This window comes from Candidatus Njordibacter sp. Uisw_058, assembly GCF_047730065.1.
In the GTDB taxonomy this organism is placed as follows: Bacteria; Pseudomonadota; Gammaproteobacteria; order Pseudomonadales; family Balneatricaceae; genus Njordibacter.
Map to the genome: position 1 here is coordinate 1,159,694 of NZ_CP159829.1, position 22,094 is coordinate 1,181,787.

Genomic DNA, 22,094 nt, shown 5'->3' on the forward strand with positions numbered 1-22,094 from the left:
GCTTTTGAATGAGTATTAGTCAAATATTAGTTGAATATTTAATTAAATATTATTTTGAGTTAAAAGGAAAAGAACCACCATGACAGTAAAACAAAGTCTGGCTTGGCAGGCTCTAGAAGCACACCTGCAAAAAGATATTTTGCCTTATTCCTTGAAACAATTATTCAATAACGCAGGCCCTGAGCGTTTTAATGACCTTTCGTTATCCACACAAACCTTGTTATTGGATTTATCCAAGCAAAGACTCAGCCCTGAAACACTCACTTTGCTTATTGAATTAGCCCAACAACAAGGCCTAGGCCTCGCTTCTAAAGCACTCACTAGCGGTGGTGAGGTTAATCGTTCTGAACTCAGGCCCGCTTTGCATACGGCCTTAAGAGCCGCATCTTCAGATCAATATAGTGATGTTCAAGTAGATGGTCAGTCCGTGAACCAGTTAGTTGATAAAAACTTGTTGGAGATGGAAAGAATTGCCGTAAAAATACAGCAAGGCCAGTGGTTTGGTTACTCTGGATAGCCGATTACCACAGTCGTAAATATAGGTGTGGGAGGCTCTGATATTGGGCCTCATATGGTTTGCCATGCCTTAGATGAATTTTCTGTAGAAACCAAGTTTCCACTGGGGGTGATGTTTGTCTCTTCGATGGATGGTAGCCAACTAGCAGAGATGTTGCAGCACCTAGATCAAGCTTCAACGTTATTTATTATCGCTTCCAAAACCTTCACGACGATCGATACCTTAGCCAATGCAGAAACGGCACGTGCTTGGTTGCGCAAGAAAATACCCAGTGATAACTTGATTGGCCAGCACCATCTTGTGGGGTGCAGTGCTTTCCCCGAACGAATGGCGGTTTGGGGTATACCTGAAGAAAATCAGATTGCTTTATGGGATTGGGTAGGTGGCCGTTACTCCTTGTGGAGTGGTATTGGCTTACCTATTGCTATTAAATTAGGCATGGCTAGCTTTAAGCAGTTGCTGAAGGGCGCTCATGCTATGGATGAGCACTTTCAAAGCGCAAGCTTGCGGGAAAATTTACCTGTGATGTTGGCGTTAATTGGTATATGGAACATCAATTTTTTAGGTTTAAAGGCCCACACTATTTTGCCTTATGATGGGCGGCTGAAGTTATTGCCCAATTACCTGAGCCAGTTAGAAATGGAAAGTAATGGAAAGTTGGTCACTAACGCTGGCGAAAGAGTTGATTTTGACACCAGCCCAGTGATTTGGGGGGACGTTGGAGCTAACGCGCAGCATGCTTTTTTTCAATTATTACACCAAGGCTCACCCGCCTATTATGCCGACTTTATTGTTCCTGTAAAACGCAAAACGTTGAGGGAATATACTCAAGCCACACGCAACCAATTAGAGTATCAACAAGCTTTAAATCTGGCCAATTGTGTGGCTCAATCAAGAGTACTGATGTTAGGTGATGAGGTGCTGACCTGGGAGCAAAGCCTGGCTGCTTCGCCAGACCGTTTGTATCCTGATAACCATGGATCTAGCACTCTCATGTTCGATGAACTAACGCCAGAAAGTCTGGGTCAATTAATTGCATTATATGAGCATAAGGTATTTGTGCAGGCCGTGGTGTGGGATATTAATCCCTTTGATCAGTGGGGCGTCGAACTAGGCAAACAAATTGCTAAAACCACTCTTAGCGCCATACAAAACAGGCAGGCAGGCACGTCATCTCCAGAAGACACTAAATTTGACGCCTCTACTGAAGGCTTATTGAATCATGTGTTTAGGCATCACACTTAAATACGGCAGCTATTTTTGCTACCACCATTGTTAAAATAGAGTTCGAAGGCCTTGGGAGTGCGTCCTCGGCCAGACCATTCGTGCTTTAAACCTTGCGCATCTTTAATACGGTATTGTGGTGCTACGGGCTTGCGAGGTTTTTTAATCTTAGGTAAATCGGTAGCAAAAAAATCTTCTGGGGTCAGTCCAGCTTTAGCAATGGAAGTGAGTATGGCTTGCTTCTCTTTATGTTTTTTGGCAGCCTGCTCAGCCAGGGCTACTTCTTCTTGAGCTCTTTTTTCGATAAACTCAGATAAGTGGTTAGCCATGGACTTTAATTGTTTCAGGCTCATGCCTTTGCAAGCTGATCTAAAACGGCTTTTATTACGGGTAATTTCAGTAAATTCAGTCATAATGGTCCCATTATTAATTGCCCTCAGTAAGGCATGTAAGTTGGATTGAGTGATGATCTTTATTGGCTTCGAAAATAACTTCGAAACTATTAAATAACCATTAATTAAATGATTCATTTTTTTTGCATTTGGAACCTGAGAATAATTCAATTTCCATTTAAATAAGATAAAATTAAATTAAATTAAATTAAAAAATTATAATAATGATTAAATACGATTTACACAGTCATACCAAATACTCAGATGGTAGTTTATCGGCTCAGGCATTAATAGCATTGGCCATTGAGCGGGGTATAACCCACCTTGCAATTACAGACCACGATACGGTTCAAGCACACTTGCAATTAACTGAAAATAATAAAAGTTACGCTACTGAAAAAATTAACATCATAAAAGGAATAGAACTTTCTAGTCAGTGGAATAATATGGGTGTACATATCGTGGGTTTAAATATTGATATACACTCAACAGCGATCACCGCCGCAGTAAAGCATCAAACTCAATTGCGTATAGAACGAGTAAAAACAATTGCTAAAAAGTTATTGCAACGAGGTTTTCCAGACATTACGCAAGGTGCAATGATATTGGCTGGAGATGGCCAAGTGGGTCGACCACATATTGCACAACACATGGTCGATGAAGGCTTAGTGTCAAGTGTAGGCCAAGCGTTCAATAAGTATCTAGGGGCTGGTAAAGTGGGTGATATTTCTAGTGTCTGGCCTGATTTAGAGTGCGTAGTTGAGTGGATCAATGCCGCTGGGGGTGTGGCCGTGTTGGCCCACCCCAGTCGTTATAAAATGACCCGCACCAAGCGTCGACGTTTAATGGCAGATTTTTCAGATGCAGGAGGTCAGGCAATTGAGGTGTGTGCTGGTAATCAAGTGCCTGGAGTAGCTGAAGAAATGGCTGCAGTTTGTGATGAATTTGGATTTCATGCCTCTGTGGGCAGTGACTTTCATAATCCAGACTATAAATGGGTAAAGTTAGGCCAATACCCAAGCTTACCTAAAGCTTGTAGGCCAGTTTGGGAGTTATTTTAAGATGGAAATTAGGGTAGAAGGAAAAGAATATGAATTGCCCGTCGATCTTTATATTCCTCCCCACGCCTTGCAAGTTATTTTAGAAACGACGTTTGAAGGACCCCTAGACTTATTATTATATTTAATTAGACGCCACAATTTAGATATTCTTAATATAGATGTGTCAAAAATTACTAATCAATATATTGCTTATATTGAATTAATGGAATCCAGTCAATTTGAATTAGCAGGGGAGTACCTTGTCATGGCGGCCACCCTAGCAGAAATAAAAAGTCGTAGTTTACTGCCTCGGACCCAAGCCATGGAAGATGATGAGGAAGACCCAAGGGTTCGATTAATAAAGCAGTTACAAGAATATGAACGTTTCAAAAACGCCTCAGAAAGAGTGGCGGAATTACCTCGCATGGGGCGGGATAATTTTCCTGTCAAGATGGACATGCCCAATGTTAAAAAAGTTCGCCCCCAACCGACTGTGCTAATGGAAGAGTTGCTCGCCGCCTATAGTGATGTCCTCAAGCGGTGTGATATGTATGAACATCACACCATATCCCGTGAACGACTTTCTACGCGAGAGCGAATGTCTAGTTTGATGGCACAACTGCAAGTGCAACAGTTCATGCCATTCCATCTCCTGTTCACCATATCAGAAGGCCGTATGGGTGTGATTGTTACTTTCTTGGCAATGATGGAGTTAGTTAAAGAAAACTTGATTAAGTTGATTCAAGCCCAAGAGTATGGACCCATTCACGTAAGTCTAGGAGGATACAATGAATCCCCAAATCAGGAGCTTAGTTTATGATTATTGAACTCGCACCGGTATTGGAAGCCGTCTTATTAGCAGCAGATAAACCCTTAAGCGTTGAACGATTAGGTGAATTATTTGATGAACATGATGGTGTTGACAAAAAACGCATTAGGAACACTCTTAGGCAATTGCAAGAGAGCCATCAAGGGCGAGGGTTTCAGTTGGTTGAAGTCGCTTCTGGATTTCGGTTTCAAGTGCTTCAAGATTATGCCCTTTGGGTGGCCCGCCTGTGGCAAGAAAAACCTCAAAGATACTCTAGGGCTTTGCTCGAAACCTTATCTATTATTGCCTATCAACAACCCATTACGCGAGGAGAAATTGAGGCAATACGTGGTGTAGGGGTGAGTTCTCCAATCATTCAAACCATGTTAGAGCGCAGTTGGATACGCAGTGTTGGGCACAAAGAGGTGCCTGGTCGCCCTGAGTTATTTGCCACCACCAAAGAATTTTTGGATCACTTCAGCCTCAAACAACTCAGTGATTTGCCCGCTCTTGATGAATTGGAGTCGTGGGATGAGACTACTATGGCCCCAGCTAAATTGAAGCAGCCACAGCAGCAAGAAATCGAGGTCGTGACGGAACCCATCCATTAAGCTATAATCGAGATAATTATTAACTGTATTGATGGGATTATCATGACAGATCAAAACCTTCCTCCGGAAGACTCTCTAGAAGCTGTTGAACAAAAAACCACTGACGAAAAACTTCAAAAAGTATTGGCTCGAGCGGGGGTAGGTTCGCGCCGCGAAATGGAACGTTGGATTGCTGCAGGTCGAGTTACCATTAACAAAGAAAAAGCTCAGCTAGGTGATCGTGTTACTTGGCGGGACCATATTTCTGTAGATGGTAAACAACTTGACATCGTGTCACCTACTAACATAGAACGCCGTGTGCTTATTTATAATAAGCCAGAAGGTGAAATTGTTACCCGCTCAGACCCAGAGAATCGCTCCACAGTGTTTGACAAGTTGCCGCGTCTCAAAGGTGAGCGCTGGATTGCTGTGGGTCGCTTAGATATCAATACTTCAGGGCTTTTGCTATTCACCACAGACGGTGAGTTGGCTAATGCATTAATGCACCCCTCAACGACTATTGAACGAGAATATGCTGTCCGTGTCATGGGGCATGTGACTATGGAACAAGTTAATACCATGCACCAAGGGGTTTTACTCGATGATGGTATGGCGCGTTTCAATGACATACAAGAATTTGGTGGTGAGGGAATTAACCGCTGGTATCATGTGGTTATCATGGAAGGCCGTAACCGCGAAGTACGTCGTTTGTGGGAGTCTCAAGGTTTGCGTGTTAACCGCTTAAAACGGGTGCGATATGGTAACGTATTTTTACCACCCCAGCTTAGGGCTGGCATGTGGATGGAAATGCCACAACCGGACATCAACGCACTTTCTCAATTCGTAGGTATGCGCCCAAAGAAAGTGAAACGCCGTTTGCCTAAAGAGCAAGAAAGCTTTGATCGTCAGCAGAAACGTCAACGTACCCGTCGTCACGCCTAACCCACACAAAATTGCTTGCAAAGCATCTGAGTTAACTATTTGTTCATTCAGTTGCTCTAATGAGCATCCTTTTGTACTGCCAATGCTATTGCTAATTTGGTTCGTTTTAAAAGCCTTTTTTCTGTGCCTCGGTATAACCTTTTTCCATCGTGTGATATTTTTCAATAGTGTGACGTTTTTATTAGAGCCTACTGGGCCTTGCTAAGCTTAATCAACCGATCGTCACCTCTGTTCAACTATTTCAATCCGCCGCACTCACTGGGTCTAGATGAATAATCACGTCAGCATATGGAAACACAGCCATAATACGGTGTTCTAATGCTTCTGCTACGCCGTGTGCCTCTAGTAGAAGCATGTCTTCTTGCAGTTCTAAATGCAATTGAATGAACTGCATGTGACCCGATTGCCTGCTGCGTAGATCATGCATTCCAATAACTTGGGGTTGTGTCAGGGCCAGTTGAGTAATGAGGTGCCTTTGTTCATCACTCAACTCGTGGTCTAAGAGCAAGTGAAAAGCCGATTGTGCGATACCCCAAGCGCTATAAACGACGAAGGCACCAATACTTAATGCAAAGTAAGGGTCTGCTCCATGATAGCCAATACTTGCAAGAAAAAGGGCTATTATGACGCCAAAATTCATCAAAAAATCTGACGTGTAATGCAGTGAGTCAGCCTTAATAGCATTAGATTGGGTGCGTTTGACAACGTACCACTGGAAGACGACTAACGCTCCGGTAAGGACCATGCTAACCAGCATAATACTTATGCCAATTGGAGTATTTTCGACCACCAGTGGATTCCATAAGCGACCTAAAGTCTGTGTAAGTAGCAAACCAATGGAAACTAAAATCAATAATGCTTGAGCAAGACCCGCAAGTGCTTCTGCCTTGCCGTGTCCAAAGCGATGCTCCTTGTCAGCAGGAGCCATGGCATAACGTATGGCAAAAAAATTGATTAATGAAGCGGCGCTATCCATGGTGGAATCAATCAATGAAGCCAGTAAACTGACGCTTTGCGTTTGATCCCAGCCCCATGTTTTGACGCCAATTAAGCTAATGGCAGCAACAACAGATGCCCAGGTAGCGAGTTTGATGAGTTGGCTGTATGTCATGCTTAAAGTATAGATCAACAAGTTTGGTCTGAGTTAACTTTATCAAACACCAATACAACTTGGCTAAGACTGAAACTAAAGCTGGTCAGTTAATAGATGTGATCAGCGGTTATCTATCTCAGACGTATCCTATTTTTGGTCCATACTAGCTAACCCGTTGGCTTCTTCATGGGCACGGTTATGCCAGCGAATGTGGAGCATAGTGCTAGTGTAAAGTAGAGTGATAATTAAGGCCCCCAAGGCGCCATTAACGGGTACGTACATAATTTCTATAGTGAAATAAATGAGTAAGACAAAACACATCCATGCCATCTGGCGCAGGTGCTGCTTATACATAGCTAACCCAAAGCCAAGTAAGGGGAAACACTTGATGCCAATAATCACAAGACTGCCGATCTCAGCATAGGTTTGGGACAGGGTGCTGATCACAAAGTAGGCGATGAGTGCGATATAGGCACCGACACTAACCATCCGTGAGAACTTCCGTTTCTGCTGGTACTGCATTATAAAATCTCCAAAACTGATTTAGGTGGTCGACCAATCCGAGCTTGGCCTTGATGGACAACAATGGGCCTTTCGATTAGCTTTGGATGCTTGATCATGGCGGTGATTAATTCGGACTGAGATAATTGAGTGTTGGCTAGATGTTCTAACTTGTAGGCTTCTTCTCCCTGACGCATCAGTTGTCGAGCGTCATCCATATCGAGCATGGATAACAAGTTTGTCAACTCATCGGAACTGGGCACTTGTTCAAGGTATAAGCGGATTTTTGCAACAACACCTTGGGCCTCTAATAAAGCTAGGGTAGCCCGAGATTTAGAACAGCGAGGGTTATGATATAAAGTAACGCTCATCATCGATGTCCTAGTTTAGCCTTAACAAAGTTTAAGGCCTCCGTTAAAGGCAGGTCTTCGTTAGCTTCAGCTCTTCGGTCGCGATATTCTAATGTGCCACTATCGATACCGCGGTCTCCAATGACGATACGATGAGGTATGCCTATTAGCTCAGCGTCGGCAAATTTGACCCCTGGTCGCATTGCGCGATCGTCCATAATAACATCGATACCAGCGACCTTAAAATCACTATAGAGGGAATCTGTAGCCTCACGCACCGCTGCAGATTTTTCGTAGTTAAGGGGAATAAGTGCAACCTCAAAAGGCGCAAGGGCAAGGGGCCACATGATACCATTTTCATCAAAGTTCTGTTCAATAGCGGCTGCAACGATGCGGGTAATACCAATACCATAACACCCCATTTGCATAAACTGAGGTTTACCATTTTCATTCAACACCGTGGCATTCATCGCTTGTGAGTATTTATCACCTAATTGGAAAATATGGCCTACTTCAATACCCCGTTTGATCTCGATATTGCCATGTCCACAAGGGCTTGGATCGCCTTCTACGACATTCCTAATATCTGCAATTTGGGTGTAGCCACAGTCGCGTTCCCAGTTGAGGTTTGTATGGTGGTAACCAGGCAGATTTGCGCCCGCTGTGAAATCGCTCATTACGGTGGCGGCGCGGTCAGCGATAATTGAGATGGATAAACCCACCGGTCCAATTGAACCGGGTGTTGTGTTTAATTCATCAACAATACGCTGTTCAGGTGCCATGGTCAGTGGGCTAGCAATAAGAGGGTGCTTCTCCACTTTAATTTCATTCATGGTGTGGTCACCGCGCAGGACTAGGGCCACTAATGGCTGTTGACCATTATCATCTTCGTGGCCAAGAACCACTAGGGTTTTTAAGCTTTGGGTGGCTGCTAGGCCCAAAAATTCACAGACGCTTTGTATCGTTTTTTGATCAGGAGTATGGACCATTTCCATGGCCTTGCTTGGGGCCGCTCGAGGCGCCTTAGGGAGCATGGCTTCAGCTGTTTCTATGTTAGCTGCAAAGTGACTACTCGGATCATTACTGAAGGCAATATCATCTTCACCTGACTGAGCTAACACATGAAATTCTTGTGACGCGTCGCCACCGATGCTGCCAGAATCTGCTCGCACTGCTCGAAAGTTTAACCCTAAACGAGTAAATATATTGGTGTAGGCCAGGTGCATCGTATCGTAGGTTTGTTGCAAAGATTGTTGATCTAAGTGAAAAGAGTAAGCGTCTTTCATAATGAATTCACGGGAGCGCATGACACCAAAACGAGGTCGCACCTCATCCCGAAACTTAGTTTGAATCTGGTAAAAGTTCATGGGCAAGCTTTTATAACTGCGAACTTCCTTGCGCATCATGTCAGTAATCACCTCTTCATGGGTGGGGCCAACACAAAAATCACGCTGATGACGATCTTTTAAGCGTAAAAGTTCTGGACCATACTGTTGCCAACGACCAGACTCTTGCCATAATTCAGCGGGTTGCACAGCGGGCATTAATAATTCTTGCGCACCTGCGGCGTCTAGTTCCTCCCTAACAATGCGCTCAACCTTTCTAATGCTGCGCAGGCCCATGGGTAACCAAGTGTATAAACCTGAAGCCAAACGGCGGATTAAGCCAGCACGAAGCATGAGTTGATGGCTGATAACTTCGGCGTCTGCAGGGGTTTCTTTTTGGGTGGCAATTAAAAATTGACTGGCGCGCATGGGTGAGTAAATCCAATAAAAACGAAAATGATGAAGAGCTATTGTATGTTGCCATGGCCGCGGGATAAATGCCTTTGGTGGTTAAATTAACAATAAATGGGTAATAGTTGGATGAATGTAGGATAAAGGTGCATTTTCTACTGCCGTTGGGGACTTGGAATGGGTTATAATTTCGGGTTTTGAGATGTTCTGCTGGAATACACCATGCCTATCTACGAATACCTATGCCAAGATTGTGGTTTTGGCAAAGACGTATTGCAAAAATTAAGCGATGCGCCGTTAACAGATTGCCCCGAATGTGGCAAAAATCATTATCGTAAGCAAGTATCAGCGGCAGGTTTTAGACTCAAAGGCCAAGGCTGGTATGAAACGGACTTTAAAACCGGCGCTAAGAAGAATTTAGCAGGTGATACAAAAAAAACGAGTAGCGAGATTAATGCGGCTAGTAGCGTAAAAAGTGTGAACGCTGCCAATGATTAAACATAACCATTAAAACGATTTAATTTTTAGGAAATACAATTATGCGAAGCCATTATTGCGGCCAACTGAGAGCTAGCGATGTTGACCAACAAATTACCTTGTGCGGCTGGGTTCATCGGCGTCGCGACCACGGTGGCGTTATTTTCCTAGACCTACGAGACCGTGAAGGTATTGTCCAGGTCGTGTTTGATCCTGACCGAGAGGATAGTTTTGCTTTAGCCGACGCTTGCCGCAATGAGTTTGTCGTTAAGGTGAAAGGCTTAGTTCGTGCTCGACCTGCCGGTACGGACAACCCAGAAATGCCAACGGGCGCAGTAGAAGTCTTAGGTCAAGAACTTGAGATTTTAAATAAATCTGAAACACCACCATTTCAATTGGATGAGCACCAGTCTGTGGGTGAAGACGTGCGCCTTAAGTATCGTTATGTAGATTTGCGCCGTCCAGAAATGGCTGCAAAATTAAAATTGCGTTCTAAGGTCAGTACATTTATCCGAAATTTTTTGGATCAAAATGGATTTTTAGACATTGAGACACCTATTCTGACGCGCGCCACACCAGAGGGAGCGCGAGATTATTTGGTGCCAAGTCGTACCCACGAAGGCCACTTTTTTGCGTTGCCGCAATCACCACAGTTGTTTAAGCAGCTACTTATGGTTTCTGGTATGGATCGTTATTACCAAATTGCCAAATGTTTCCGAGACGAAGATCTGCGAGCAGATCGGCAACCCGAGTTTACTCAAATTGACATCGAGACATCCTTTATGGATGAAACTCAGATTATGGCTATTACTGAAAAAATGGTCGTTGAGTTATTCAAAAGTCAGATCAACGTGGATTTAGGCCCATTTCCAAGCATGCCTTATAGCGAAGCTATGGAAACCTATGGCAGTGATAAACCAGACTTGCGCATTCCACTAAAGTTGGTGAGCGTGAGTGATTTGATGAAAGATGTGGATTTTAAGGTTTTTGCAGGGCCAGCTAATGATGTTAACGGCCGGGTCGCTGGCCTTAAAGTACCTAATGGCGCTAGTTTAACCCGCAAACAAATTGATACTTATACTAAATTTGTGAGTATTTATGGGGCACAGGGTTTGGCCTATATCAAAGTTAACGACGCCAGTGATTTGGAAGAAGGTTTACAATCACCCATTGTGAAGTTTCTTCCTCTGCCAGTGCGGGCCTCTATTCTTGAGCGTTTAGAAGCAAAAGATGGTGACTTGATCTTCTTTGGTGCAGACAGTGAAAAAGTGGTTAATGAGGCTTTGGGAGCCTTGCGCTGTAAGTTGGGTGAAGACTTAGAATTAATGACCTGTGATTGGGCACCTTTGTGGGTGGTAGATTTTCCTATGTTTGAAACGACTTCAGATGGCGGTATTACTGCTATCCATCATCCGTTTACTGCACCTTCTTGCACTCCAGAAGAACTCGAGGCGTCCCCACTAACGGGCTTGTCTCGTGCCTATGACATGGTATTGAATGGTACTGAGTTGGGTGGGGGTTCGATTCGAATTCACCAACAAGATATGCAAACTAAGGTCTTTGAATTGTTAAATATTGGTGCAGAAGAGCAACAAGAAAAGTTTGGCTTCTTGTTGGATGCATTGAAATATGGATGTCCTCCCCATGGTGGCTTGGCATTCGGTTTAGATCGGCTAGTTATGTTGATGACAGGTTCCAGTTCTATCCGTGAAGTGATCGCATTTCCTAAGACCCAAAGTGCGGCTTGCGTAATGACCCAAGCACCTGGCTTAGTGGCCACTAAGCAACTGCGTGAACTTAATATCAAGTTACGGGAAAAAGTCGTCTCTGAATAACTTAAGGTTTTTTAGCTGCAGCGGTTAAAGCCGCAACTTAGGCTCACCATGAAATTGTTGGGCCTTTTTTATTGGCTGTTTTTAGGGTAAAAAAACTACTGTGATTTTGTACAGTATTTGCTAGTATTCATACATCAATCATTTCATCAGCGAATGCTATTTATGGCGCTCATACTAGGAATAGATCCAGGCTCTCGCAAAACTGGCTACGGTATTATCAATGCGGTGGGAGCTTCGCGCATTTATGTGGCCAGTGGTCATATAAAGATATCGGGTGATGAACTGGCAGGACGTTTAGGCCAGATATATCGTGGGGTTGATGAGATCATAGAAACTTATGTACCTCAAGAATTTGCTATTGAGCAAGTGTTTATGGCCCGCAACGCTGACTCTGCTCTTAAATTGGGTCAAGCTAGGGGTGTGGCTATGGTTGCAGCAGTGAACCATGGTTTGCCTGTTGCAGAATACTCAGCACGTCAGGTAAAGCAAGCTGTGGTAGGCAATGGTGCGGCAGCAAAAAATCAAGTGCAAGAAATGGTAGCGCGCTTGCTGAAGCTACCAGGCTTGCCCCAAGAAGATGCTGCCGATGCCTTAGCCATTGCTATTTGCCATGCGAATACTCATGCTAGTCTAGTTAGATTAGCCACCAGTAGTAGTCCTAAAAGTGTCGAAAAACAAGTTTTACTTCAAAAGCTTAAGGGAAGCCGTCGTGGACGTGTTCGATAAATCTAATGGTTATAAAGGGCGGATAAAATGATTGCACGTATTAGTGGGGTATTGTTGAGTAAACAGCCTGCTCAAGTGGTTATTGATGTGCAGGGAGTGGCATATGAGATTGAAATTTCTTTCAATAGTTTCTGTCAATTACCCGCTGAAGGTGACACAGCCATGCTGCATACTCATTTTGTGGTGAGAGAGGATGCGCAATTACTTTTTGGATTTTCCGAGTTAGATGAACGAAGCTTATTTCGTATATTGATCAAAGTAAATGGGGTTGGGCCAAAGTTGGGTTTAGCAATATTATCGGGCATGGATGCTCAAGGGTTTTGCCAATGTGTACAAAATCAAGATGCAGCCACGTTGGTGAAAATTCCGGGAGTCGGCAAAAAAACTGCAGAGCGGCTTGTTTTGGAGTTAGGTGATAAACTTTCAGCGTGGCAAACTGTAGGCAACGCGGGTGTCCAAACGGGAACCGTCAAAGCCTCACTCTTTGCAGCCAGTGCCCAGTCAGAAGCAGAAAGTGCATTAGTGGGTCTGGGTTATAAGCCGGTGCAAGCCTCTAAAGCCGTTTCGGCAGCGGTAAAATCTGCACCTGATGGAAGTTGTGAAGACCTCATTCGCTTATCATTAAAAGGCATGATATAGGCCTGTGGATATGGATTTTTATAGGTTTTGATTAGACTGTGGTTATGACAGTTTAACTGGATTATTAATAATAATAGGTAGAGCATGATAGAAGCGGATCGTTTTGGATCACCGTTAGAAGCAGTAAGCCAACTAGGTGAAGACCATTTGGAACGGGCGCTTAGGCCCAAACTATTGCAAGACTATATTGGTCAACCCGTAGTTCAAGAACAAATGCAGATCTACATTGCGGCGGCCAAGGGCCGGGCTGAAGCCTTGGATCACACATTAATCTATGGTCCACCTGGACTTGGTAAAACTACCCTTGCGCACATTATTGCCAATGAAATGGGTGGTGATTTAAAAACCACGTCTGGTCCAGTGCTCGAAAAAGCTGGGGATTTAGCTGCCATGTTAACCAACTTGGAAGCGGGTGATGTATTATTCATCGACGAAATCCATCGTTTAAGTCCAGTTATAGAAGAAATCTTATATCCAGCAATGGAAGACTATCAACTTGATATTATGATTGGTGAAGGGCCAGCTGCTAGGTCGATTAAACTCGACTTGCCACCATTTACACTGGTGGGTGCAACAACTCGTGCTGGCTCTTTGACGTCTCCATTACGAGATCGTTTTGGTATTACTCAGCGTTTAGAGTATTACTCGGTGAAAGATTTAACCACCATTGTCACTCGTTCTGCTCATCTGTCTGAAGTCTCCTTGCAACCTGAAGGTGCAGCAGAAGTGGCACGCAGATCAAGAGGTACACCGCGTATTGCCAATCGACTTTTGCGTCGAACTAGAGACTATGCTGAAGTTAAATTTGATGGTGTAATTAATGCTCATGTGGCAGATCAGGCTCTCAACATGCTTAACGTAGATCATCTAGGATTTGATGGCATGGACAGGTGCTTGATGTTGGCAATTATTGAGAGATTTGCTGGTGGCCCTGTCGGTATTGATAATTTAGCAGCGGCCATTAGTGAACAAAGAGAAACCATAGAAGATGTCCTGGAACCCTATCTCATTCAGCAGGGATTCATCATGCGAACACCGCGGGGCAGAATTGTAACTGACCGAGCTTATGACCATTTTGGCGTTATTGCCCCAAAAGGTGATGCTCAAACTTAAGGCGCAGGGCTAGTGCGAGGAACTTTTTTTAACCGTGCAGTTCAAAGCAAGGGTTATTGCGTTAACTTAGGGTTTATAATGGTATTATTGCCCACAGGTTAATGTTGAATGATGTGGTAATTTAGATATCTAATCTTACGTTACTGTTTTTTTTTGAAATTTTTAGTATTGGCTTGGCATTGAAAAATGCAAAGTCTTGGAGAGGAATGGTCTGTGGACAATAAAATGTCGGTACTGAGTTTGATCTTGAACGCCAGTTTTTTGGTGCAAATGGTCATGTTGCTGTTGCTCATCGCCTCAGTGATGTCTTGGGTCATGATTTTTCAACGCCGTCGAGCGTTGAAATTTGCCCGTGATAATATGAAGGCCTTTGAAGAGCAATTTTGGTCGGGTATCGATCTAAGTCAATTGTTTCGACAGGTTAGTGCAGAACCTAACCCAGATAATGGTGCAGAAAATATATTTCGGGCTGGCATAAAAGAGTTTACTCGGTTGAGGCAGCAAACTGATGCTGACGGTGATGCGGTAATGGAGGGTGTTCAGCGGGCTATGCGTGTGGCCATTTCTAAAGAAGAAGAGAAACTAGAAGCCCATTTATCATTTTTGGCAAGTGTTGGTTCTGTCAGCCCTTATGTGGGGTTGTTTGGAACCGTGTGGGGCATCATGAACTCGTTTAGAGGGCTAGCCAACGCGCACCAAGCCACTTTGGCTACGGTAGCACCTGGTATCTCAGAAGCCTTAATTGCCACAGCGATGGGGCTGTTTGCGGCCATCCCTGCAGTGATTGCTTATAATCGCTTCTCCCATACGGTTGATTCTATATTATCTAGCTATGAGACCTTCGCAGAAGAGTTTTCCAGTATATTACATCGCAAAGCCCACGCATCTGAGCTATAGGTTGCCCCATGAGTACGATAAGACGACCTAGAACTAAGCGCCATAAACCGAACGCTGAGATTAATGTTGTGCCTTACATCGACGTGATGATGGTGTTGTTAGTGATCTTTATGGTGACCGCACCCATGTTGACCCAAGGTGTCAATGTAGATTTGCCACAAGCTAAGTCTGATCCAGTAGCTTCTGACGAACTTAACCAACCTCTAATTATTTCAGTCACCAAAACGGGTGACTTTTATCTAGAGCTTGGTGAAAATAACAAGCAACCGGTGACCCTAGAACGGATTGGTGTGCAAGTTGGGAAAATATTGCAACGTGCGCCAGATACCCAAGTTCTACTGCGAGGTGATAAAGCGATAGAGTATGGGCTTGTCGTGCGCATTATGACCGTATTACAACAAGCTGGTGCCCAAAGTGTTGGGCTTGTTTCGGAAAGTCCGTGAAACTAGATCATTCTTATATTTTACCCAGTTTAATGGCATTGATGGTACACATTGTTGTAGCATTTATAGTAATGACAGAATGGCAGAGTCAGAGTAAACGCACGCCGCCCTTACAAATAAAGCAGCGTGTTGAAGCAACTTTGATTGATTTGGACTCATTATTGGCACAGCAGAAGCAGGTTGTTTCTGCTGCAGATAAAAAGGCTGCGGATAAAAAGGTTGCGGATAAAAAAGCAGCAGACAAGAAAGCAGCAGACAAGAAAGCAGCAGATAAGAAAGCAGCAGATAAGAAAAAAGCAGATAAGAAAAAAGCAGATAAGAAAAAAGCAGATAAGAAAAAAGCAGATAAGAAAAAAGCAGACAAGAAACTAGCAGATAAAAAAGTGGCAGATAAAAAAGCCACAGCTAAAAAAGCCGCAGATAAGAAAAAAGTAGATAAGAAGGTATTAGATAAGAAAGCGGCAGATAAGAAAGTAGCAGATAAGAAAGTAGTAGATAAGAAAGTAGTAGATAAGAAAGTAGCAGATAAGAAACTAGCAGATAAGAAACTAGCAGATAAGAAACTAGCAGATAAGAAACTAGCAGATAAGAAAGTAGCAGATAAGAAAGTAGCAGATAAGAAAGTAGCAGATAAAAAAGCCGCTGAGCAAAAAGTGGCACAACAGTTAGCTGAAGTTGAGCAAGCGTTAAACAACTTATTAGATGATGAAGACGCGCAGATGCAAGCTCTGGAGCAAGAAGCAACCAATAGTCAAGCAGTGGCGTCTGCAGTCAACTATATAAGGAGCGAAATTATTCAGCGCTGGGTTAGACCAGCCAATGCGCGCACTGGAATGGTGGTTGAGTTGGTTATTCACTTAGTACCTACGGGTGAAGTGGTTGATATTGAAATAAGATATCGAGATGATAGTGCGACAGATGCCTTTGTAGCATCGGCGGTGAAAGCGGTCAAAAAGGTGGGGCGTTTTGATAAGTTAAGCCAACTCAAAGCTGGCTTGTTCGATGCTAACTTTCGTGAATTTAACTTTTTGTTTAAACCAGAGGACTTGAGATTGTGATGCGAGTAAAAAAAGTGATTCGAATGATTCAAAGAATACTAAAAGTAAGGTTTTTTTCGGTATTTTCATCTATGGCTTTTACCTTGTTGTTTTCTCTTTCAGCTTGGTCGTCAAATCTGGTGATAGAAATAACTCAAGGCGTAGACAATCCTGTGCCCATTGCTGTGGTTCCATTTCAATGGTCTGGTGATCGAGCTTTAAATGAGGATGTGGCCCAAGTTATTGATGCAGACTTGGAACGCAGTGGTCAATTTAAATCCTTGAAACGCTCATTAATGTTGAGTTTTCCTTATCAAAAAGACGATGTTTTCTTTCGTGATTGGCAATATTTGGCGACTGAATATCTTGTCATTGGTCAAGTAGTGATTACTGACACGGGAGGCTTTCAAGTCGACTACCAACTCTTTGATGTGCAACGCCAAGAGAGTATCCTCAGCGGTCGCTTTGCTGGTGGTAAAAACGACCTTCGGGCTTTAGGGCATTCCATCAGTGATGCGGTTTACGAGGCCTTGACTGGCCTCAAAGGCGCTTTCAGAACTCGCATAGCCTACGTTGCTGCGGATAAAAAAGTTAATCCAAGCTACTATAAACTTTTAGTTGCAGACTCTGATGGATATAATGCGAAAGAAATTCTAAAGTCCAACCAACCGATCATGTCACCCTCATGGTCTCGTGATGCAACTAAGTTGGCTTATGTTTCTTTTGAGACTAATCGCCCTGCGATCTACATTCAGGACATTACTACAGGCCAAAGAGAGCGTATTAAGTCTTTTAAAGGCATTAATGGAGCGCCTGCTTGGTCCCCTGATGGGAGTAAATTGGCAATGGTGTTGTCTAAAGATGGCAATGCAGAAATATATACTCTAGATTTGGCGAGCAAACGTCTAACTCGAGTGACTAAGCATTACGGCATTGATACAGAGCCTTCTTGGAGCGTAGACGGGAAGAATATTCTCTTTACTTCAGATCGAGGGGGTAAGCCGCAAATTTATCAGGTGACGTTAGAATCGGGTTGGGTAGAGCGTTTAACCTTTGAAGGAGACTACAACGCCCGTGGCAGTTTAACTCATGATGGTCGCTTTTTAGTGCTTGTCAGTCGTCATGATGAACAGTTCCACATTGCAGTGCAAGACCTGCAGCGTGGCACTATGGCTTTGTTAACCAAAACAAGTTTGGATGAGTCCCCTAGTGTTGCACCTAATGGCAGTATGGTGATGTATTCTACCCAAGTGGGTGGCCGAGATATCTTGGCAGCAGTGTCGATAGATGGAAAAGTTAAGTTCAATATACCTGCTAATGAGGGAGTAGTTAGGGAGCCCGCTTGGTCACCATACTTGAATTAAGCGTAATGACGCCAGAAGGTCTAGTGGTAGGGATATTATCTATGCTAGAATCCCTCCACGGATGTATCAATAATTAAAAAGTTATATAAGGAGCAAATCCATGCAAGTGGTTAACTTAAGTAAAATTATCGCCTCCAGTGTTTTGGTAGCTTTTTTAGCTGCCTGTAGTTCTACTGGCGAGACCACGGATGCAAGCGCCAGTGCTCAAGCAGCCCAAGTTGCTGCAGAAGCAGCTTCATTAGCCCAAACTCAAGCAGACGCGCAAGCGCTCAAAGATGCACAGGCAGCAGCGGCAGCAGCGGCTTTGATAGAAGCTCAAGCTTTAGCAGATGCTAAGGCCGCCCAACAGGCTGCTGATAACGCGGCTGCACAGGTGGCCGCGCAAAAGCAGCAGGCTCAAAAAGCCGCCGAAGCTTTGGCTCATGTCATCTATTTTGACTTTGACCAGTCGACCATCAAAGCAGAGTTTCGTACTGCATTAAATGGTCACGCTGCTTATTTAAGCCAAAACCCTTCAGCAAAAATTGTATTAGAAGGACACGCTGATGAACGTGGAACAAGGGAGTACAACATTGCTCTTGGTGAGCGCCGTGGTAATGCGGTAAGCCGTTATCTAGTGGTACAAGGTGTCTCTATAGAAGCAATTGAAGTGGTCAGCTTTGGTGAAGAACGTCCTGTTAATTCAGGCAGTGATAGCGCTTCTTTGGCCGAAAACCGTCGAGTAGAAGTACGTTACGTTAACTACTAGCGAATGCTAGGGTCTACCAAAACGACGTAGACTTTTACCCGCCCTAAATACCATCGGTGTGCTTGTCACATCGGTGGTTTTTTGTTTATCAACTCGGTGATTTTTGAGGTTGGACTGCATGTCTCAAACTAATAATCCTTGTGCATTATTACTCTTTATTTTGGCTGTGTCTGTTGAAGTCAGGGCTAATACGGCTGTACCAGTTACTGATTTGGTCAATGACACTGCAGCTCAGTCTAATCCTTCCCCTCAGTCCATGCAGGCTGACCCCGTTACTCCGGTAACAGTGGATTTAGTAACCAACGCAGGCAACACCAATGCCAATGCACAAATCTTTGACCTGGTCGAGATGTTACAACAAGAAGTTCAACAACTGCGTGGCCAAGTCGAAGAGCTCAACTATAATTTAGGAAAACTTAAAGAGGATCAAAAACAACGTTACTTAGACCTAGATCGTCGTATTGTTAGCTTATCGACTGCCGCTCCAGTGACAAAAGAGTCTCGAGTAGCGCCTGTAACTGATCAAACAACACAGCCGAAAATTGTTGTTAGTCAAGTTAAGGTTATTTCGACAGCTGTGCCTGTTGGACCCGCAACTGAGACATCTACAACTGAGACACAAACCTTAGCAGGGCAAGCACCAAATGATCCAGAAGCTGCCAAGATCGCTTATAAGGCTGCATATGCTTTAATTAGAAAGCGTCAGTTTGATGCCTCAATTGTGGCACTATTAGCTTTTGTGAAAACCTTTCCACAAAGTGATCTTGTTGGCAATGCGTATTATTGGTTAGGTGAGGTCTATATGGTGCAAGGCGATGCATCTTTAGCAGTAGTATCTTTTGAAAATGTGATTTCTAAATTCCCACAACACAGAAAAATTCCAGACGCGCTTTATAAAGCGGGAGTAGCCTACCAAAATACAGGTAACGTTGATAAAGCTAACCAACTGCTGCAACGGGTTTTAGCTGAGTATCCAGAGTCATCAGCAGCGCGTTTAGCCCTAGAGAAAGTAAATTAATATGTCCGACTCTAATGCTTTTATGATGACCCCTAAAGACATTTCGGCAAGGGTGTTGGTGCAAGAACATTTGGCACATGAACATTTAAAAAATATGCCCTCTATTGCCGATGCAGGTGCACAAAAAAAACGTATCAAGCGCCTACTTAAACAACAAAATGCTACCTTAGTTGCCCATTATTATACGGATGCCTTAGTTCAAGAGTTAGCTGAAGAGACAGGTGGCTGTATTTCAGATTCTCTGGAAATGGCTCGTTTTGGTAGCCAAACTTCAGCCTCTACACTAATTGTTGCTGGTGTTCACTTTATGGGTGAAACAGCAAAAATACTAAGCCCCGAAAAGCGTGTTTTAGTTCCCACTTTAGAAGCCACATGTTCACTTGATATTGGCTGCCCAGCTGATGAGTTCACCGCCTTTTGTGATGCACATCCAGACCATACAGTCGTAGTTTACGCCAACACCTCGGCAGCAGTTAAAGCACGCGCAGATTGGGTTGTGACTTCAGGTATTGCAGTAAAGTTAATGGAACACTTGGCGGTGGAAGACAAACCTATTATCTGGGGACCAGACCAGCATCTGGGTCGTTACATTGCAAAACAGACAGGCACTGACATGTTGCTTTGGCCTGGATCATGTATCGTACATGATGAATTTAAAGTGCTTGGAGTAGAACAGCTGAAACAGGTGTACCCTGATGCTGCTTTGCTAGTTCACCCTGAGTCTTCTAATGCTATGGCTGAAATTGCAGATTTTGTGGGTTCGACCACGCAGTTGATTAAAGCGGCACAAGAGATGCCCAACAAAGAATTCATTGTCGCAACAGATCGTGGCATCTTTTATAAAATGCAACAGGCTGCTCCAGATAAACTGCTGATGGAAGCACCTACGGCTGGCAATAGTGCGACGTGCCGCAGTTGTGCCCATTGTCCTTGGATGGCCATGAATGACCTCGACAAGATAGAGCAAGTGTTACTGCTTGGGCATAATGAAATTATTATCGATCCAGATCTGCAACAACAGGCCTTAAAACCGCTGCAACGGCTGATGGATTTTGCAGCGGCTAGTTAAACTCGGCTTGGTCATTGATAAGGCGCAAGGCTTTTTCCCGCTGCAATAACAAAGATCTTGCTTGGGTATCTGTTTGTTGCTGACTAGCGTATTGGACTTGTTTAAGAGCTAGTTGAGCTTCCCCCCGCAATAAATGCCACTGAGACTGTGCCATATGGTTAAGCTGTAATCGCTGGTCTAAGATGCTCCATTCAGCCACTGTCCGCCAACCGATGGCCCATGTCGGCTGTGTTTCGAGTAGGGTTAATAAAACTTGCATAGAGGCCTTAGGCTGAGCGGCTTGGCGCAAGGCTAAAGCATTGATCCATAGCGACAGACTATCGTCACGACGCTGAAGCCTTCTCGACTGCAATTGCTCTAATACGGCTTGTGTTTGGTTTTGGCTGAGTAAGTTGTGCATCCAACTGTACCAAATTAGTGTTGCATTGGGATGTTGTATTGATAAGGCTTGCAGTTGTTGGCTAGCTTGCTTTACTTCCCCTGTAGCGATGTTGCCAAGCGCTTGTGTGTAAGATACCAAAGTCCCGTAATTATTGTCCAAAGGATCAAAATTGAGTTTTAGTTGATCAAGAGAAAGCTTAGGAGTTTTAGACAGTTGAGCCGTTTGATAAATTTTCAATAACTCAAAGCTAAGGTCAAAACCATGTCGTTTAGGGTTAGGTTGATTGATTAATATGCGCTGGCTAATGTCGGCCACACGTTCATTATTTATCGGATGGCTTCGAGCCCACTCCCACATTGGAGACTCTTTTACAAAGGGCGACTGCAGGCGTTCTAATAAGCTTTGCATATGGTTTACATCAAATGGACTTTGCTCCATTAATTCAAAGCCAATGCGGTCTGCTTCCCGCTCATGAATGCGGCTATATTTAAGTTGGCTGCGTTGAAGCATAGACTGAGTGGCATAAAATCCAGCCTCACCAATGTTGCCACTTACGTTACCTGCCATCCAAATGGATGCTAGAAATGCGCCCATATAAAATGGCATCTGGGCTTTTTCTTGGGCCTGAGTTTGAACGTAATGCCGCAAGCTAAGATGAGCCACCTCGTGGGCCAGAACAGCCACCAATTCGTCTATCGCCCCAGCTTGCATAATGAGCCCAGTATTGACTCCTATAATGCCTCCAGGGGCGGCAAAGGCATTAATGTTTTTATTGCGAATAATAAAAAGGTGGGTGGTTTTTTTATTAAGTTGGCTGCGACTAATTAAGGGTTGGGTTAAATCATTAATGAACTTTAGTGCGGCCAAATCGTCCCATAAGGGCAACTGTTGTCGTATACTACCCGCAATAATATGACCAAAGCGATATTCATCGTCTAGGCTCATGTGAGCAGAACTATGGGTGTTGATGATGGGTAAATTAGTGGCGTGAGCGCTTGGCAAAAGACCTGTCATTGATACGGTGGATAAGCATATGACTAGCCAGCCACACCTGATGCGTAATAAAAGGTTAATAAAATATATTAAGCATAGATAGGACTGGGGAGCCCCTTGACCTATAATGTAGCGTCTCATTGCGAAATTCCTTCTAATG

At 43.9% G+C, this 22,094-nt stretch carries 22 protein-coding genes and 1 pseudogene; 17 read left to right on the forward strand and 6 right to left on the reverse strand.

The annotated features are described in order from the left end of the window. Positions 1-79 precede the first annotated feature (79 nt). Positions 80-1,762 (forward strand): annotated as a pseudogene (pgi, locus tag ABXT59_RS05360) (glucose-6-phosphate isomerase). Here pgi and ABXT59_RS05365 read toward each other — a convergent pair. Continuing rightward, complete coding sequence (locus ABXT59_RS05365) at positions 1,759-2,154, reverse strand: H-NS histone family protein (RefSeq protein ID WP_443638174.1); 396 nt, start codon at positions 2,152-2,154, stop codon at positions 1,759-1,761. The pseudogene pgi and the gene ABXT59_RS05365 overlap by 4 nt on opposite strands. A gap of 203 nt (positions 2,155-2,357) precedes the next feature. Between ABXT59_RS05365 and ABXT59_RS05370 the strand changes: the two genes are divergently transcribed. Genes ABXT59_RS05370 through rluB form a run of 4 tightly spaced genes read left to right on the forward strand, consistent with a single transcriptional unit; the run spans position 2,358 to position 5,513 of the window. Beyond that, positions 2,358-3,194, forward strand: a complete 837-nt coding sequence (locus ABXT59_RS05370; RefSeq protein ID WP_443638175.1) for a PHP domain-containing protein — start codon at positions 2,358-2,360, stop codon at positions 3,192-3,194. A 1-nt stretch (position 3,195) separates the two neighbouring features. Beyond that, positions 3,196-3,993: a segregation and condensation protein A gene (locus ABXT59_RS05375; protein ID WP_443638176.1), complete on the forward strand. Its 798-nt coding sequence runs from the start codon at positions 3,196-3,198 to the stop codon at positions 3,991-3,993. Beyond that, the gene (scpB, locus tag ABXT59_RS05380) at positions 3,990-4,592 is read left to right on the forward strand and encodes an SMC-Scp complex subunit ScpB (protein ID WP_443638177.1); all 603 of its coding nucleotides are present in this window, start codon (positions 3,990-3,992) and stop codon (positions 4,590-4,592) included. The genes ABXT59_RS05375 and scpB overlap by 4 nt, the downstream gene beginning before the upstream one ends. A 42-nt stretch (positions 4,593-4,634) precedes the next feature. Further along, positions 4,635-5,513 (forward strand): 23S rRNA pseudouridine(2605) synthase RluB, encoded by an 879-nt coding sequence (gene rluB / locus ABXT59_RS05385; protein ID WP_443638178.1) that lies wholly within the window; start codon positions 4,635-4,637, stop codon positions 5,511-5,513. Between the two features lie 241 nt (positions 5,514-5,754). On the opposite strand, the gene ABXT59_RS05390 is transcribed toward rluB, so the two are convergent. The 4 genes from ABXT59_RS05390 to ABXT59_RS05405 form a co-directional block, all read right to left on the reverse strand. Next, positions 5,755-6,624, reverse strand: a complete 870-nt coding sequence (locus tag ABXT59_RS05390; protein ID WP_443638179.1) for a cation diffusion facilitator family transporter — start codon at positions 6,622-6,624, stop codon at positions 5,755-5,757. 129 nt (positions 6,625-6,753) lie between these two features. Then, on the reverse strand, positions 6,754-7,128 hold the full coding sequence (locus ABXT59_RS05395) for a DUF2069 domain-containing protein (RefSeq protein ID WP_443638180.1): 375 nt from the start codon (positions 7,126-7,128) through the stop codon (positions 6,754-6,756). After that, the gene (arsC, locus tag ABXT59_RS05400; RefSeq protein ID WP_443638181.1) at positions 7,128-7,481 is read right to left on the reverse strand and encodes an arsenate reductase (glutaredoxin); all 354 of its coding nucleotides are present in this window, start codon (positions 7,479-7,481) and stop codon (positions 7,128-7,130) included. Before arsC ends, ABXT59_RS05395 begins: the two co-directional genes overlap by 1 nt. Beyond that, on the reverse strand, positions 7,478-9,211 hold the full coding sequence (locus tag ABXT59_RS05405) for a proline--tRNA ligase (protein WP_443638182.1): 1,734 nt from the start codon (positions 9,209-9,211) through the stop codon (positions 7,478-7,480). The genes arsC and ABXT59_RS05405 overlap by 4 nt, the downstream gene beginning before the upstream one ends. A 204-nt stretch (positions 9,212-9,415) precedes the next feature. Here ABXT59_RS05405 and ABXT59_RS05410 point away from each other — a divergent pair, with 204 nt between their 5' ends. The 12 genes from ABXT59_RS05410 (at position 9,416) to nadA (ending at position 20,559) form a co-directional block, all read left to right on the forward strand. Then, positions 9,416-9,691 carry an FmdB family zinc ribbon protein gene (locus ABXT59_RS05410; RefSeq protein ID WP_443638183.1) on the forward strand — a complete coding sequence of 92 codons (276 nt, stop codon included), beginning with the start codon at positions 9,416-9,418 and terminating at the stop codon, positions 9,689-9,691. Between the two features lie 41 nt (positions 9,692-9,732). Then, on the forward strand, positions 9,733-11,505 hold the full coding sequence (gene aspS, locus ABXT59_RS05415; protein WP_443638184.1) for an aspartate--tRNA ligase: 1,773 nt from the start codon (positions 9,733-9,735) through the stop codon (positions 11,503-11,505). A gap of 162 nt (positions 11,506-11,667) precedes the next feature. Next, positions 11,668-12,231 (forward strand): crossover junction endodeoxyribonuclease RuvC, encoded by a 564-nt coding sequence (gene ruvC, locus ABXT59_RS05420; RefSeq protein WP_443638185.1) that lies wholly within the window; start codon positions 11,668-11,670, stop codon positions 12,229-12,231. A gap of 27 nt (positions 12,232-12,258) precedes the next feature. Continuing rightward, positions 12,259-12,870, forward strand: coding sequence for a Holliday junction branch migration protein RuvA (ruvA, locus tag ABXT59_RS05425; protein ID WP_443638186.1), 612 nt, complete (start codon positions 12,259-12,261; stop codon positions 12,868-12,870). 84 nt (positions 12,871-12,954) lie between these two features. Next, entirely contained in the window at positions 12,955-13,983 is a 1,029-nt protein-coding gene (ruvB, locus tag ABXT59_RS05430) for a Holliday junction branch migration DNA helicase RuvB (RefSeq protein ID WP_443638187.1), read from the forward strand. A gap of 186 nt (positions 13,984-14,169) precedes the next feature. Beyond that, positions 14,170-14,880 (forward strand): protein TolQ, encoded by a 711-nt coding sequence (gene tolQ, locus ABXT59_RS05435; RefSeq protein WP_443638188.1) that lies wholly within the window; start codon positions 14,170-14,172, stop codon positions 14,878-14,880. Between the two features lie 8 nt (positions 14,881-14,888). Further along, positions 14,889-15,323, forward strand: coding sequence for a protein TolR (gene tolR / locus ABXT59_RS05440; RefSeq protein ID WP_443638189.1), 435 nt, complete (start codon positions 14,889-14,891; stop codon positions 15,321-15,323). Next, positions 15,320-16,381: a hypothetical protein gene (locus ABXT59_RS05445; RefSeq protein ID WP_443638190.1), complete on the forward strand. Its 1,062-nt coding sequence runs from the start codon at positions 15,320-15,322 to the stop codon at positions 16,379-16,381. Before tolR ends, ABXT59_RS05445 begins: the two co-directional genes overlap by 4 nt. Then, positions 16,381-17,724 (forward strand): Tol-Pal system beta propeller repeat protein TolB, encoded by a 1,344-nt coding sequence (gene tolB / locus ABXT59_RS05450; protein ID WP_443638558.1) that lies wholly within the window; start codon positions 16,381-16,383, stop codon positions 17,722-17,724. Before ABXT59_RS05445 ends, tolB begins: the two co-directional genes overlap by 1 nt. A gap of 100 nt (positions 17,725-17,824) precedes the next feature. Further along, on the forward strand, positions 17,825-18,472 hold the full coding sequence (gene pal / locus ABXT59_RS05455; RefSeq protein ID WP_443638191.1) for a peptidoglycan-associated lipoprotein Pal: 648 nt from the start codon (positions 17,825-17,827) through the stop codon (positions 18,470-18,472). 118 nt (positions 18,473-18,590) lie between these two features. Beyond that, complete coding sequence (gene ybgF, locus ABXT59_RS05460) at positions 18,591-19,490, forward strand: tol-pal system protein YbgF (protein WP_443638192.1); 900 nt, start codon at positions 18,591-18,593, stop codon at positions 19,488-19,490. Between the two features lie 22 nt (positions 19,491-19,512). Continuing rightward, the gene (gene nadA, locus ABXT59_RS05465; RefSeq protein WP_443638560.1) at positions 19,513-20,559 is read left to right on the forward strand and encodes a quinolinate synthase NadA; all 1,047 of its coding nucleotides are present in this window, start codon (positions 19,513-19,515) and stop codon (positions 20,557-20,559) included. Here the strand turns inward: nadA and ABXT59_RS05470 are convergent. Beyond that, a complete protein-coding gene (locus ABXT59_RS05470; protein ID WP_443638193.1) occupies positions 20,552-22,075 on the reverse strand; it encodes a M48 family metallopeptidase in 1,524 nt (507 codons plus the stop codon). The genes nadA and ABXT59_RS05470 overlap by 8 nt on opposite strands. Between the last annotated feature and the right edge of the window lie 19 nt (positions 22,076-22,094).